Source organism: Phytoactinopolyspora halotolerans (genome assembly GCF_010550675.1).
In the GTDB taxonomy this organism is placed as follows: Bacteria; Actinomycetota; Actinomycetes; order Jiangellales; family Jiangellaceae; genus Phytoactinopolyspora; species Phytoactinopolyspora halotolerans.
This window is the reverse complement of record NZ_JAAGOA010000018.1, coordinates 82,002-96,041: the sequence shown is the minus strand read 5'-3', so window position 1 is coordinate 96,041 and position 14,040 is coordinate 82,002. Positions and strand designations below refer to the sequence as shown.

Annotated in this window: 11 protein-coding genes and 1 tRNA gene; 6 read left to right on the top strand and 6 right to left on the bottom strand. The window is 67.5% G+C overall.

The genetic code is table 11. The features are described from left to right. The first annotated feature begins 67 nt into the window (after positions 1-67). Positions 68-1,099 carry a molybdopterin-dependent oxidoreductase gene (locus tag G1H10_RS34720; protein WP_163742013.1) on the top strand — a complete coding sequence of 344 codons (1,032 nt, stop codon included), beginning with the start codon at positions 68-70 and terminating at the stop codon, positions 1,097-1,099. Between the two features lie 248 nt (positions 1,100-1,347). Here the strand turns inward: G1H10_RS34720 and G1H10_RS22675 are convergent. Beyond that, a tRNA-Lys gene (locus tag G1H10_RS22675) sits at positions 1,348-1,420 on the bottom strand. Between the two features lie 310 nt (positions 1,421-1,730). Here G1H10_RS22675 and G1H10_RS22670 point away from each other — a divergent pair. Genes G1H10_RS22670 through G1H10_RS22660 form a run of 3 tightly spaced genes read left to right on the top strand, consistent with a single transcriptional unit; the run spans position 1,731 to position 3,766 of the window. Then, positions 1,731-2,639, top strand: a complete 909-nt coding sequence (locus G1H10_RS22670) for an ABC transporter ATP-binding protein (RefSeq protein WP_163742150.1) — start codon at positions 1,731-1,733, stop codon at positions 2,637-2,639. After that, positions 2,639-3,496, top strand: coding sequence for an ABC transporter permease (locus G1H10_RS22665; RefSeq protein ID WP_163742012.1), 858 nt, complete (start codon positions 2,639-2,641; stop codon positions 3,494-3,496). Before G1H10_RS22670 ends, G1H10_RS22665 begins: the two co-directional genes overlap by 1 nt. 30 nt (positions 3,497-3,526) lie before the next feature. Next, entirely contained in the window at positions 3,527-3,766 is a 240-nt protein-coding gene (locus tag G1H10_RS22660) for a helix-turn-helix transcriptional regulator (protein ID WP_163742010.1), read from the top strand. Positions 3,767-3,826: 60 nt separating this feature from the next. On the opposite strand, the gene G1H10_RS22655 is transcribed toward G1H10_RS22660, so the two are convergent. Further along, complete coding sequence (locus G1H10_RS22655; protein WP_163742008.1) at positions 3,827-3,994, bottom strand: hypothetical protein; 168 nt, start codon at positions 3,992-3,994, stop codon at positions 3,827-3,829. 137 nt (positions 3,995-4,131) lie between these two features. Here G1H10_RS22655 and G1H10_RS22650 point away from each other — a divergent pair, with 137 nt between their 5' ends. Further along, the gene (locus G1H10_RS22650) at positions 4,132-4,719 is read left to right on the top strand and encodes a cysteine hydrolase family protein (RefSeq protein ID WP_163742006.1); all 588 of its coding nucleotides are present in this window, start codon (positions 4,132-4,134) and stop codon (positions 4,717-4,719) included. A 12-nt stretch (positions 4,720-4,731) separates the two neighbouring features. Next, positions 4,732-5,673, top strand: coding sequence for a GlxA family transcriptional regulator (locus G1H10_RS22645; protein ID WP_163742004.1), 942 nt, complete (start codon positions 4,732-4,734; stop codon positions 5,671-5,673). Between the two features lie 18 nt (positions 5,674-5,691). On the opposite strand, the gene G1H10_RS22640 is transcribed toward G1H10_RS22645, so the two are convergent. The 4 genes from G1H10_RS22640 to G1H10_RS22625 all read right to left on the bottom strand — a co-directional run bounded on the left by G1H10_RS22640 (position 5,692) and on the right by G1H10_RS22625 (position 14,002). Continuing rightward, positions 5,692-7,974, bottom strand: coding sequence for a beta-galactosidase (locus G1H10_RS22640; protein ID WP_163742002.1), 2,283 nt, complete (start codon positions 7,972-7,974; stop codon positions 5,692-5,694). 1,161 nt (positions 7,975-9,135) lie between these two features. Then, positions 9,136-12,408, bottom strand: coding sequence for an RICIN domain-containing protein (locus tag G1H10_RS22635; protein ID WP_163742000.1), 3,273 nt, complete (start codon positions 12,406-12,408; stop codon positions 9,136-9,138). A gap of 71 nt (positions 12,409-12,479) precedes the next feature. Beyond that, positions 12,480-13,214 (bottom strand): ferredoxin-NADPH reductase, encoded by a 735-nt coding sequence (locus G1H10_RS22630; protein ID WP_163741999.1) that lies wholly within the window; start codon positions 13,212-13,214, stop codon positions 12,480-12,482. Between the two features lie 5 nt (positions 13,215-13,219). Further along, the gene (locus tag G1H10_RS22625) at positions 13,220-14,002 is read right to left on the bottom strand and encodes a carbohydrate ABC transporter permease (RefSeq protein ID WP_376778651.1); all 783 of its coding nucleotides are present in this window, start codon (positions 14,000-14,002) and stop codon (positions 13,220-13,222) included. Between the last annotated feature and the right edge of the window lie 38 nt (positions 14,003-14,040).

Genomic DNA, 14,040 nt, shown 5'->3' with positions numbered 1-14,040 from the left:
CTCTGCATCAAACCCAACCAGAAGATCGCAGTGATCGACGATTGAGTGAACGGGGCGAGGAGCGGCCGTGCACCCGAAGATCAAGCAGATGCTGTCGCCTCGGCAGACGAACGTGGCGCTGTTCATCGCGTTGTTGCTGGCCTTCGCCACCGGCACCGGGGCGGTGGCGACCGGTTCATCACACGGCCGGTGGGTGGTCATCGGGCATGGTGTCGCGGCCATGGCGGTTATCTTGCTGATCCCATGGAAGGGTCGCGTCGTCCGTCGTGGGCTGGGTCGGGCCCGTCGCAGTAGGTGGGCGTCCCTGCTTCTCGCCATGCTCGCTGTCATGACCGTGGTGGCCGGCTTGGGCTCTTCCACCGGGCTGATCCGCTCGATCGGTGGGCAGCACGGTTTGTGGGTCCACATTGCCGCCGCGCTGGCGCTCGTTCCACTGCTCATCTGGCACGCGGTCGCCAGAAGGAGCCGGCCCCGCAAGACAGACCTTTCCCGCCGGGTTGCGCTTCGAGCGGGCCTGCTCAGCGCCGCGGCGACGGCGCTGTACCTCATCACCGACTCAACCGTCCGGCTCGCTGGGTTGCCCGGCGGAGAGCGGCGATTCACCGGTTCACACGAGATCGGCTCGTTCGATCCGCCCTCGATGCCGAGCACCATCTGGCTCAACGACACCGCCCCCGAGGTCGACCTCGATGAATGGCGGCTCAGCGTCGTTGACGGCCACGGTGCGTACGAGCTGACTCTGCCCGAGGTGGCGGCACACACGACGCCGCTCCGGGCGACGCTGGACTGTACGTCTGGGTGGTACGCGCATCAGGACTGGACGGGCGTCCCAGTCTCGTCCCTCATACGGGACGTTGGCGAGGCGCGGAGCCTGCTCGTGCATTCCGTTACCGGCTATTGGATCCGGTTCCCGGTTGATGAGATCGATCGGCTGCTCCTTGCGACGGCGATGGGCGGCGTACCACTCGCCCGCCGGCACGGATTCCCGCTACGGCTGGTCGCACCGGGCCGCCGAGGTTACTGGTGGGTCAAGTGGGTCGACCGGGTCGAGCTGCAGCGGTCGCCGGCGTGGTGGCAGCCGCCATTTCCACTCGCATGACCTGTCAACACCTGCGCGAGGTGTACAGCTCACCCGTACCGCTGGCGGCTCAAGTCCGCCGCGGGCGAGCGCGGCGACCTGGGCATCCTCGGCTGGTGCAGGCCGACGTCGAAGACATGCACGGCATCATGACCGTGGCTCTGGCGCAACAGTTCGGCCGTGGCCGCGGCAACATCTCGGTCTGCTGTCCAACCACGGCGACGGCCGCCAACTACCCGTCGAAGGAAGCCATTCGGCGCCGCGAGGAGTGGGCCCCCCGGGGCTCGAACCCGGAACCTACGGATTAAAAGTCCGCAGCTCTGCCAATTGAGCTAGAGGCCCTGCAGGAACAGGCTACCTGAGACATGGCGCGCCGGTCGCGACGGCAACGCCTCGGCACCGACGCCTCGCAAAGCAGGAGCTCCACGACCTCCGCGCGGCTTGTACCCGACACGTGGATCCCGAGGAAAGCATCGAGTCGGACTCCGGTCGGTGTGCACCTGTATATCACTATGTAGTAGATGTACTATCAACCATCAGATAGACACTACGCAGAATGAGGTAGATCCCTGTGTTGAGCCAGCTCGACGCGCGCCAGCCGGGCGGTCCCAGCGGCGAGGGCGACACCGTCATCGACGTCCGCGACCTGCGCATGCGCTACGGGTCCACGGACGTGCTGGATGGCGTGGACTTCACGGTCCACCGTGGCGAGGTGATCGCCCTGCTCGGCCCCAATGGTGCGGGCAAGACCACCACAGTCGAGATCCTCGAGGGCTTCCGGGCCCGTTCGGCCGGGGACGTCACCGTACTCGGCGTCGATCCCCTCAACGGCGGCGAGGACTGGCGCGCCCGGATCGGCATCGTGCTGCAATCCTGGCGCGACCACGTCAGATGGAAGGTACGCGATCTGCTCGATCACCTCGGCCGCTACTACGCGCCGTATTCGGCACCGGATCGGCAGCGCCCGATCCAGGTCGACGAACTGATGGACATGGTCGGGCTTCGGGAACAGGCAAGCCGGTGCTTGGGACAACTGTCCGGAGGCCAGCGACGCAGGCTCGACGTCGCCATCGGTGTCGTCGGCCGTCCGGAACTGCTCTTCCTCGACGAACCGACCGCCGGGCTGGATCCGCACGCCCGGCGTGACTTCCACGACCTCGTCCATCGCCTGTCCGACCTGGAGGGGACCACCGTCGTGCTCACCACTCATGATCTCGACGAGGCCGAGAAGCTCACCGACCGCATCCTCATCCTCGCCGGCGGTCGGATCGTCGCCGACGGAAGTGCCGACCAGCTCGCCCGCAACGTCTCCAGCCAGGCCGAGGTGCGCTGGAGCGTCGGGGGCCAGCACTTCGTGCACGCCACGGACGACGCCACCGAATTCGTCCGCGACCTTCTGCTGACCGAGCGCGACGAGGTTCGAGACCTGGAAGTGCGCCGGGCGAGCCTCGAAGACACCTACATGGCGCTGGTGCACAGATACGAAACGGGGCTGGACCAGGACCAGAACCCGAGTCCGGGCGCTGCCACCGCGCTGACGAACCTGAAGAGGGCACGCTGATGAACCCGACGATCTACGCCTGCCGCCTCGGGCTCTCCCGAGGCTGGATCGAGACCAAGAACAACACCAGGACGGTCGACGAGTGGGGCTGGTACGTCGCCGTCGCGCTGGTGTTCGCCGTGGTGCTCTTCTTCCAGCGCGACTCCACCGTCGAGGGCACAACGCAGTCACTCGCGAGCGTGGTCCTGCCCAGCATCCTCGGCATGATGGTGGCCTGGAGCGGCATCCTCGGTCCGAGCGGCATGCTGACCGTCGAGCGAGAAGACGGCACCTTGCTGCGTGCCAAGGCGACCCCGCACGGCATGGTCGGTTATGTGGTGGCCAAGCTCGTCGTCATAGCTCTGGCCACGGCCGTCATGCTTGCGATCATCCTGGCGGCCGGGTTGATCTTCGTCACCGAGCTGCTCGACACGCCCGTCACGGGCTGGCTCGGTCTGCTCGGATTCGCCGCACTCGGTCTACTGGCGACCCTCCCGTGGGGAGCGCTCATCGGCTCGCAGGTCAGCAATCCGCAGGCGTCGTTCGGGCTGTCCATGCTGCCCATCGCCACGCTGAGCGCCATATCCGGCATCTTCTACCCGATCACCGCGCTGGCGGAGTGGTTGCAGGTCGTCGCGCAGGTCTTTCCGATGTACTGGCTCGGACACGGCATCCGCTGGGCACTGCTACCCGATGACGCCGCCGGCGCTGAGATCGGCGAGGCATGGAGGCTGTGGGAGGCCGTCGGCGTGCTCAGCGCGTGGGCCGTCGTCGGGCTGCTGCTCGCGCCGCCCGTGCTGCGCCGGATGGCCCGGCGCGAGTCCGGGTCCGCCCTGGAGGAACGACGCCAGCAGGCCATGCAACGGTATGGGATGTAGTGGATCGGCCAAGCCGGAGAAAGGACGACCTTGAGCGAGACCGTCTACAACAGGATCGCCATGCTCAGGGCGGAGCGCGGCATCTCCCGGCGTGAGCTCGCCGACGCGCTGGGCGTCCACTACCAGACGGTCGGCTATCTCGAACGCGGTGAATACAGCCCCAGCCTCTACCTCGCGCTGAAGATCGCCGAGTACTTCGAGGTCCCCGTCGAAGTCATCTTCTCGACCACTGAGTTTCCCCGCCTCGGCTCCGCTGAACGCTCCGCGTGACATGCGGGCACCCGCAGCGTCGGGCATCGTCCGCGTTCGCCGCTGTGGTGCGGCGTGGGTTCAGGGAACGTCGATACTGGCGCCGCAGGCCGCACAGACGGTCGGCGGCTCGTCGTCGGCAAGGCGCCCACAATCCTCGCAGACCTGCGGCAGCCAGCACACCGATTCACCACCCGTGTCGTGCGGCTCAGCCACACTCGGCCGCCATCCGGCCGGGCCCGTCGACATGTGTGCACCTCCACAACGGCAACTACGGCCACGATGGCACATCTCCCGGATCTCCCCAAGCCGGTGACCGGATCGTTCCGCTCGACGGCTTGAAGTGGCCTTATGCGCCGCCGGGTGCGCGGCGCAGAATCGGGGTCATGAACCGTGCCCTCATCGTCCTCGACGTCCAGGAGTCGTTCCGGCAGCGTCCGCTGTGGAAGCTCATCTCGAATCCGGAGATCGCCAAGCCGGTCGGCGAGCTGGCCGAACTCGCCCGGGACCAGGGCGATCTCGTCGCCTGGATACTGCACACCGAACCGGGCAGCGGCGGGCCCTTCGACCCTGCGAGCGGCCATGTCCGGCTGATGGAAGGCCTGGTTCCCCAAGCCGGCGAGTCGGTCCTGGCCAAAACGTCGCACAACGCGTTCACCACAACGAACCTGCAGCAACTGCTGACGTCTCGGGGCGTGCGCGAGTTGACCGTCTGCGGCATCCGGACCGAGCAGTGCTGCGAGACCACCGCACGGCTCGCCTCGGATCTCGGCTACGAGGTGACGTTCGTCACCGAGGCGACGGCGACGAACCCGATCGCACACCGCGACGCCCCGGCCACACTGACGCCCGAGCAGATCCTCACCGACCCGCGGACCCTCGGTACGCATGAGATCATCGCCCGGACCGAGTATGCGCTAGCCGGCCGCTTCGCGACCATCCGCACCGTGGCCGAACTGACCGGAACGCGCTAGCCTGACCAGATCGTGACCCGTGTCGTCTTTCTGCTCGTACCGAATCTGCACCTGCTGGACCTGGCCGGTCCCGCGCAGGTGTTCTCCACCGCGGGTGATCACGGTGACGACTACACGCTCAGTTACGTCGCCGAGACCGAGGAGATCGTCACCGCACAGGGTGCGCGCATCCGGGCGGAAACAACCTGGCCGACGCTGACCGACCGGGATCTGATCATGGTGCCGGGCTGGCGCTCGCCGCTGCGGACCCGCATCCCATCACTCGCCGAACCCAGCCTGGAGCGCCTACGCGCACACCATGCCGCCGGCGGAACCGTCGCCAGCGTATGCAGTGGCGCCTTCGGACTCGGAGCGGCGGGACTCCTGGATCGGCGTCGTTGCACGACGCATCACGAGTTGCAGGACGAGCTGGCCCGTCGTCATCGAGCGGCGTCCGTCGTCCGCGATGTTCTCTACGTGGTCGACGACCGCGTCGTCACCTCGGCGGGCATCGCCAGCGGTATCGACCTCGCGCTGTACCTGATCGCCACCCGTCACGGCCCCGGCGCGGCGGCGCAGGTCGCCCGATCCATGGTGGTGTACGCCCGCCGCAACGGCGACGAGCCGCAGGCCAGCGCCATGCTCCGGCACCGGTCACACCTCAACGAGGCCGTGCACCGGGTGCAGGACCACATCGACGCCCGATTCACCGAACGCGTGCTCCTGGCTGACCTCGCTGACGTGGCCGGATGCAGTGAGCGCACGGTGACCAGGTTGTTCACCCGCGCCACCGGGATGACGCCGCTGCGCTACCAGCAGACGCTGCGGATGGAACGTGCCGAATATCTCCTCGGGCATGGCGCCACCATGGAGGCGGCGGCACGAGCCGTCGGCTTCGACGACGCTCGGATGCTGCGCCGCCTCCGGGCACGCCGGTCCGCACGCCACGGCACGCCGGACCCTGCGCGTGTGTGATGCCCGCCGAGACACGGGCTACCGTTCCGCGTCTCCCACGCTCAGGCGGACCCGGCCCACGCGTACTACGTCCACCGACTCGACGACCACACCATCGCGTACGCCCCGAACAGCAGGGTCGACCCACACGCCGGTGTCGCGCCGCCACGGCAGCAACTCCAGCCGCACGCCGTGCTCGGCGGCCTCGTCGGCGACGGGTGTGAGGTCGATGTCCCAGGCCCGCCCGTGCCAGAAATGATCACTGACGAGCCGGTCCCCGACGAACGCCCTGCCGACGTCGCCGGTCCAGGTGACCCGCAGCAGCACCCGGCCCGCGCCGGCCACAGCGCCGGCGAACACGTCGCGCGGCACGTCGATGTGTACCGGCGCCGCCGATGAGAAGTCCGTCGGCGCGCTGAGCCGGTTCATCGGCCCGCCATGCACCGGTTTCGGCGCCGCTACGTCCGCGGCGCGCACACCGGCGACCAGCCGGCGAGCGCCCGCGGTCGGCACCGCGAGCGTCCATCTGCGCCACCGGCCCCGATCCGACGCGGCGCCCAGCTCCGCGCCCTCCGCCACGAGGGTAGCCGGTGCCGGTAACAACGACACGTGGCACTGGGTGTGCTCGGGGTGCAGGACAAGGTCCCCACGGTCGGCATAGATCGGCGTGTCCGTCAGCACCAGGCGCTCGCGCCCCGCGACCTCCATCCGGTACAGGCGGTTGGCGCTCACCGGGTCCAAGACCAGGATCCGGATGCCAGGAAGCTCCACGACGCAGTCCGGGCCCGGCGCACTGGCGAGGCTCACCACGGTTCCGCCGTCGCCAGGGCGGCCGCGACCGCTTCCGCTGACGTCCACCTCCGCGTCGAGCACGAGTTCCACGGGGATGCCCTCGGCAGCCGCGAGGACGAGGATCTCGCCCTCGTCATCGGTGATGCGCGTCAGCACCTGCGCCGTGGCGCTGCGCAACACGAGACCCGTCGCCAGCGGATACCGCAATGGCCAGACAAGCGACAGACCGGCGGGGATGTCGACCGGCTCGGTCGGCACCGTCACGTCGGCGTCGTCGAATCCGACCGTGATCTGGACGCCGTTCTGTGCGGCCAGTGGCTGCTTCGGCGGCTGGTAAGTGGTCAGGAACAGGTAGCCGCTGTGCCCGTCGGAGCGCACGGCCCATCGCAGCTCGTCCGGGTCCTCGCTGCCGCCGCCCACCGTCGTCGCCATCATCGCGAGCCGGTGTCCGTCTTCGCGTAGCCACAGATGCTGGCGTCGCAGCAGGTGGTAGTGCGGCCGGATCTGCCCGTGCTCGCCGATGGGGGCGTAGAAGTCATAGCTCAGGCACGGAACGTCGTTGGGATAGCCGGTGGCGTGCGACTCCTGCAAGGTGCCGCGCCCGTCCACGCGCTGTGTCCCGCCGCTGTACATGTAGTAGCCCTGCCAGATCGATCCGCTGCCGATCTTCGCCAGTGCCAGTGCCTCGACGTCCTGGGCCGAGACCAGCGGACGGCGGTGGTAAGCGACGTGCATGCCGCCGCCGAGCTCACAGGTCACGAACGGGACGGCAGCATCGTCCCTCAGCGGCACGGCGTCCGCGCCGAGAACGATGCCGTCGAGGGCCTCGCGCAGATCCGCCCCGACGGACAGGTCATCGCGGACCTCGCTGTACCGGAAGTGAAACGGCGCGAACTCCGGCCAGTCGACAGTGGAGTCCTCCCAGAATCCCTCGGCGTAGGCGCTGTAGACCGGCAGGAATGTCTCGGGCACCTGGGCACCGCCCCAGCCCGTGGCCGTCCAGACAGGCACCTGGATACCGGCCTCCTCGGCGATCTCACGCAGCGCCGACAGATGCTCCGGCTGATCGTAGAGCTCGTTGTCCACCTGGGCCGCGACGACAGGACCGCCCTCGGCGTGAGTCAGCCCGGCGAGCTGTGCGGCCGTCTCGGCGTACAGAACGCGAACCAGTTCGAGGTACGCGGGATCGTTGGTGCGGGTCTTCAGCCCGAGCTGCATAAGCCAGTCCGGGAATCCGCCGTAGCGTGCCTCGCCGTGCGCCCACGGACCCATCCGCACGACGACGTCGAGTCCGTGCGCCGCCGCCTCCTCGATGAAGGCTCTCAGGTCGAGGTCGCCGTCCCAGCGAAAGTCGCCGGGTTCCGGCTCGTGTGCATGCCAGAAGACGTAGGTGGCCACCGAGTCGAGCCCGCCCGCGCGGGCATGGCCGAGGACGGCAGACCAGCGCTCCCGCGGTATGCGCGCGTAGTGGATTTCGCCCGTCACGGGAAACCACGGCTTCCCGGCGCGTTCGATCCATCGGCTGGTCACCTCGACACGATCGGAGACGCCGGCCGGCTCGCCGAGCGCGAGATGACCTCGCCGGACGGAACACGGCGGCGGAACTCGGAGGGCATATCGATTCCGCGACACGAGGACCAAGCGTATCTGTACGGAGACCGTCGACGTGTATTTCGAAAATAGGTGGAGATTTTACACGCTGTGACGTGTAAACCCTCCACTGATATCGGAACGCTCCAGCCTTACTGAGCCGCGAATTCGGATATTTCGCGACCACAAAGGGGGTCGCTACCCTGGTGATCATGTTTGGCCAAGATGCACACGTCTTCCTCGACGAAGGCAAGTCGAAGGGCTATGTCGTAGCCGCAACGATAGTGGCATCGGTCAACCTCGCCACCACACGATCCGCTGTACGGCGGCTCCCTTTACCAGGACAGACGAGGCTACACTTCGCGAAAGAGGGCGATTCACGACGTCGAACCATCCTCAGCACTCTGGGCCGGCTGAATCTCGCCGTGATTCTGTACATATCAGCCAATAAATCACATAAGCGAGGGCGCGAAGAATGCCTGAATGCATTGCTCGATGACGTTGTCAAACATGGCGCACACCGCTTAGTCCTCGAACAAGATGACTCACTGATGAGCCGTGATCGCCAGCTCATCGCTGCCCGACTCCACGGCGCCGAAGCCACGCGTGCACCGGCCTATACACACATGCGAGCAAAGAGCGAACCCCTACTGTGGGTTAGCGACGCGGCAGCATGGTGCTGGCAACGTGGCGGCGAATGGCGGCGAATGGCGACGACAGGCCCAGCCGCTCATTGCGGAGATCATCGAGGTCGACCCATAAAATGCGCGAACCCGGCTCGTCCACCGTCCGGAAGACTGCCGGGTCTACTTCAAGCAGCTATTGCTGCTTGCGGCATTCACTATATCGACCACAGAGTAGGACGTCCAGTGAACGATGAGATTCACGAGAGCGGCATCAAGAGTATCCCTACCGTGACCGTCGATGTGTTGTGCCGTCACCGGCGCTTTCGCGGCGGCGTCGCGGGGACGAGTTCACGTAACCGCCCCCGAGCATGCCACCGATCAACGGTGGACGGTTGTCCGAGATGTGGAAGGTCCTGCGAGCAACGACGTAGAACCTTGCACCTTCCGCGCACATCCGTCCACCGTCAATCAGCCGTCAGCCGCGTGCCAGCCGGACTTCGTACTCCCGCGTCTGCGAGCCGTCCTCGCTCTCCACAGTGACCACGACGGTGCGTTCGAGCTGGTCACCAGCGTCCGACGCGTCGACACGCACCGTGGCGTACGGGTCGGTCGCGCTAGCCGTGACGACGCTGCGGCGCGGACTGCGGACCGATGCCTCATACGATGTGGTGCCCGGGTCGAACCCGTCGATCGGCACACCGTCCACCTCGATCGACGCCGCATCGGCGTTCGACGAGACACCTGGTGCGTCGGCGAACACCTCGATCTCGCTGAGCGTCATGTAGCCCGACGGCCGGGCCGTCATCACCACCCGCACCGCATCCGTCGAGTCGGCCGACACCGGGACGTCCACCGCGGGCGCGGCGCCGCCGTCCCATTCGATCTCGACCTCGCCGCTCACGTCGACCCAACCGCCGTCGTCGTCGCGCACCTCGACCCGCAGGCTCTCCGCGACGCTCGGGTTGTTCCCGTCCCGGTAGAAGTGGGTGACCACCCGCGTCACGTCGCGCTTGGTCGGCAACTCGTAGGTGATCGTGTCGGACGGGTTCTTGGTGTCCCCCGACTTCCAGTTCGACCACGCCTTCTCCGTGGTGTTGCCGTTGCGCAGCCGATCCGCCGAGTAGCCGCCCTCGGTGAACGTCGCACTCGCGACGACGCCGTCGTCGAGCGCAGCGTTCGCCTCCACCGGCTCGGTCACTTGCACCCGCAGCGTCGCCTCGACCATGCTGCCGTCGATCACCTCGGCGAACCCCTCCAGGGTCGCCACCCCGGCGTCGTCGAACGCACCGTCTGGCGCTGGCTCCCACGTGACCGGAAGGTCCACCTCGCTGCCATGCTCACCGACGCCGACGACGGTCTCCGGCAGGTCGGCGGGGGCGGCACCGACATAGGTCTTTGCCCGGCCGGGCTGCGTCGACGTGATCGCGTCGACGGTGACCACGGCCTTCGCAGGGAACGTCCTCCCCAGCGCATCGGTCGCCTCGCCGGGCACCAGCACCGTCCCCGGCTTCTTCCACCGCTCGTCGGGCAGCGGCTCCCAGGTCACCGGCAACTCGCCGCGGATGCCGTCCCGATACACGCCGGCGACCGTCTCCGGCAGCTCCGGCGCCACGCCCGGCACGGTGAACAGCTCGGCGGTATGGGTTTCCAGGACCGTCTCGTCCGTCACCGTCCAGCGCTGGTTGTTGCCTGCCGTGGGCGTCCACGTGCCGACGGAGCTGCCGTCGCCCGTGGCATGCCCGGAGACATCGAGCACCCGACCGGTTGCGGCGTTCACCAGCGTGTACGTGCCGTCGCCCGTCGTCGACATGATCCACTGCGCCGCGTCGCCGCCGCCCGCATCAGGCTCTTCCAGCACCAGGCTGCCGTCGCGAACGGCGAGCCGCTGGCCGGATCCGACGTTGGTGATCTCGTACCGTTCCCGGTTGCTGAGACCGTCGGTCAGCTTCTGCACCGACCACAGCTGGTCGGTGCGGCCGGCGTCGGTGGCGCGGATGACGACGCCGCTGCCGTCGTCGGACGGCGCCAGCGAGTGCCCGCTCTGCACACCCTCCAGCCGGTAGACGTGCTCCGGCTGCACCAGCGCGGCGTCCTTCGCCACGCCGCTCACACCGTCTACCACGAACGTCGTCACCGACTTGGCCGGAACCACGACGGAGGCCGAGTCGCCGTCCACCCAGACCGGATCGCCCTCGACGAGGCCGCCGTCGGCGCTGCTGACGATCGGGGTCACCGTGGCGCGCCGGTCCACCTTCTTGAACCGTGAGAGATCGAGAGTCACCTCGCGGGACGAGCCGGTGTCGTTGACGTGCACCACCGTGGCGCCCTCGCCGAACGCCTTCAGCGCGGCGATGCTGGAGGTGTCGTCGACCTTGACCACCCGGTCACCGGGCTCGATGTGGTGGGTGAAGTTGCGGATCGTGTCGTACTTCGTGTTGGTCTGGATCGGGCAGGATTCGAGCGTGTCCTCATCGGTGCAGTCGAACGGGATGTGGATGCTGCCCCAGTTGCCGCCGCCGGCCACCTGCGGGTTGGTGTCCTCGATCGGCTGCCAGAGCACCCACGCCGACGGCTCCAGCTCGCGCAGGTCGTTCACGATCCGGTTCGCGATCCCCAGGCCGGTCTCCATGGTGGTGTAGTCCGTCGGCGAGTGGAACGACCCTTCGACCTCGCTCTGCCACAGCGTCTTGTGATCGCCCTTGGCGAGGTCGCGGACGGCGGTGCGCTGGCCGGTGCCGTACGTGTGCACGTTCATCTGCTCGACGGCGGCCTTGGACTCGGCCGAGTAGGCGTTCCAGTTCTGCAGGAAGATCCCGGGGTTCGTCTCGTCCATCGCGGAGATGACGGCGTCGGTGTCCGCGCCTGCCAGGGCGTCCCGCAGCGCGTGGATCACCTTCTGCTGCAGCTCCGGCCCGGCGTGCACGCCCTCCTGACGGCCGCCGACGGGCTGGCCGTCCGGGCCGAGCGTGGTGGTCCAGTACGTGGTGTTCGGTTCGTTGAGCGGGTCGACCGTGTCGAACTCGATGCCGTGCGCGTCCTCGATGTGCTCCATGACGCGCACAAGGTAGGTGCCGAAGTCGTCGAGGGTGTCCTCGCGGATCGAGTCCTGCCCGGCGGTGAACGGTCCGGAGACGTAGCCGTTGATGGTCTGGAACCACGGCGGCGAGTTGCTGAACGCCTCCCAGTGGTCGACCCGGTCCTTGATCGCATCGATCCACCAGCGCTGGTTGGCGTCGGCGTCGAAGTTCCAATGGTCCGGGTTGTCCGGATCCCACCAGTCCATGTCTTCCCGGGTGGTGCCTTCCGGGGCGTTCCAGAACCCCTCCATGGTGGCGCCGACCTTCATGTAGTCGTCGCGGACGTCGGGCGCGTTACCGCCGCCGATGTTGTACCGGGCGATGTTGAGCCGCAGGCCGTCCTCACCGAAGACCATGTCGACGAGCTTCTGGCGGATCTCGTCCGGATAGCCGCCGGTGATGTTGGCGGACCAGACGAGACTGGCACCCCAACCTTCGAACTCCTGCTGCTGGTACGACGGGTCGATCTGCACGGTCACCGCGCTGCCGGGTGCGTCGGCGGCGGCCGTGACCGCATCCGCCGCGGAGACGCCGGGAGCGGCGATGACGCTCGCTCCCAGCGCCGTCACGGTGCCGACCGCCACCGTCGCGGCTGCCGACCGGCGTGGTGCGCGGGTCGGAAAGCGCGGCGGGCCACCGTCGTCGGAAAACGCTTGCTCTGCTCTGGGCATGGCACTCCTCTCGCTACACTGCGACCGGACATCCCCATGATCATGAACACTAGGCGTGCATATAACAGCGGTTAGTGTTCATGATCATGGGAGGATTGGGGGGATAGGAGCGGGGTGAGGGCGTAGCGGGTGTTCGCCCACACCACGTAGAGCAGTGGCGAACACGCCACCAGGAGCCCGACAGCGGGCTTGACCAGCGCGATCGTCACCGCCAGCGCGAGTACCACCAGGTTCATCGCCACCAGGTACCACCGACGCACCAGCAGGTAGACGCACGGGCGCACCAGCTCGCGCAGCCGGGCGTCGGGCCGCTCGACAGTCAGCACGACGACGCCCACGACAACCGCCACCACCAGCGCCGACGTCGTCACGAAGAACGGCACCAACGCCCCGCCCCACGACGTGCGCGCAACGACGATGCCGTCCGCCACCAGCACGGCCACGACCGCAGCGCCGACGGCCCACGCGGTCAGCGACCGCCGGGCGGCGCGGCGGTAGGCCGTCCAGAACGGGCGCAGCACCACGGTTCCAGCGCCCTCCGTCAGCGCTCGGAAACAGCCGAACGCACCGGCCAGCGCGGGTGCGCACACCACCGAGAGGGCCAGGAAGAACGGCCACGACGCGAACGGGTTGCGCACCACGCCCAGCGCCACCAGCAGTGGCGAGCAGGCCACCGCCACCAGCAGGTTGACCATCAGGCCCACGTAGACGGTGCCGAAGATGTTCTCGTAGGTGCTCTGTGCCGCCGGGCGGAGCAGAACGCGCACGACGCCGCCCCGGGAACCGGCGTTCACCCGCACGTCCATGGCGCTCACCCCTTCAGCCCCGTCGTCGCGATGCCACGGATGAAGTAGCGCTGGCCGAGCAGGAAGATCACGACGATCGGCAACACCGAGATCACCGCACCGGTCATGATCATCGCGTAGTCGGCGCTGTACTGGCCGATGAACGATCGCAGACCCAGCTGGACCGTCCACAGATCGTTGCTGGTCAGGTAGATGAACGGCCCCATGTAATCGTTCCACGTGTTGACGAAGGTCAACAGCGCGAGGCTGGCCAGGGCCGGCTTGGACAGTGGCAGCATGATCCGCCGGTAGATGCCGTACTCGCTCAGGCCGTCGATCCGGGCCGCCTCGACGAGCTCGTCCGGGATCGACATGTAGTACTGCCGCATCAGGAACACGCCGAACGCGCTGAACGCCTGCAGAAAGATGATCGACCAGAACGTGTTGGTCAGCCCCGCCTCCTGCATCATGATGTACTGCGGCACCATGTACGCCTGCCACGGCACGGCGATCGTCCCGATATACGCCAGGAACAGCGCGTCCCGTCCCGGGAACCGCACCTTGGCGAAGCCATACGCCGCGAAGCTTCCGGTGAGCACCTGCAGGAACGTGATCGTGACGGAGAGGAACGCCGAGTTCCGCAGGTAGGTCACCATCGGGATCCGGTCCCAGATGTCGACGAAGTTCGACCAGCGGAACTCCTCCGGTATCCACTGGATCGGAACGGTGAAGACCTCGTTGTTGCGCTTCAGCGACGACGAGATCATCCACGCGAACGGCACCAGCACCAGCAGCGCGACGGCGGTCATGACCAGGTAGGTCAGTGCCTTGCGCAGCAAACTCTTAC

Excerpts from the sequence above, each read along its gene's own strand:
- G1H10_RS22670 (WP_163742150.1), top strand. The coding sequence starts at position 1,731 with ATGCGCTACGGGTCCACGGACGTGCTGGATGGCGTGGACTTCACGGTC.
- G1H10_RS22665 (WP_163742012.1), top strand. The coding sequence starts at position 2,639 with ATGAACCCGACGATCTACGCCTGCCGCCTCGGGCTCTCCCGAGGCTGG.
- G1H10_RS22655 (WP_163742008.1), bottom strand. The coding sequence starts at position 3,994 with ATGTCGACGGGCCCGGCCGGATGGCGGCCGAGTGTGGCTGAGCCGCAC.
- G1H10_RS22650 (WP_163742006.1), top strand. The coding sequence starts at position 4,132 with ATGAACCGTGCCCTCATCGTCCTCGACGTCCAGGAGTCGTTCCGGCAG.
- G1H10_RS22635 (WP_163742000.1), bottom strand. The coding sequence starts at position 12,408 with ATGCCCAGAGCAGAGCAAGCGTTTTCCGACGACGGTGGCCCGCCGCGC.
- G1H10_RS22630 (WP_163741999.1), bottom strand. The coding sequence starts at position 13,214 with ATGGACGTGCGGGTGAACGCCGGTTCCCGGGGCGGCGTCGTGCGCGTT.
- G1H10_RS22625 (WP_376778651.1), bottom strand. The coding sequence starts at position 14,002 with ATGACCGCCGTCGCGCTGCTGGTGCTGGTGCCGTTCGCGTGGATGATC.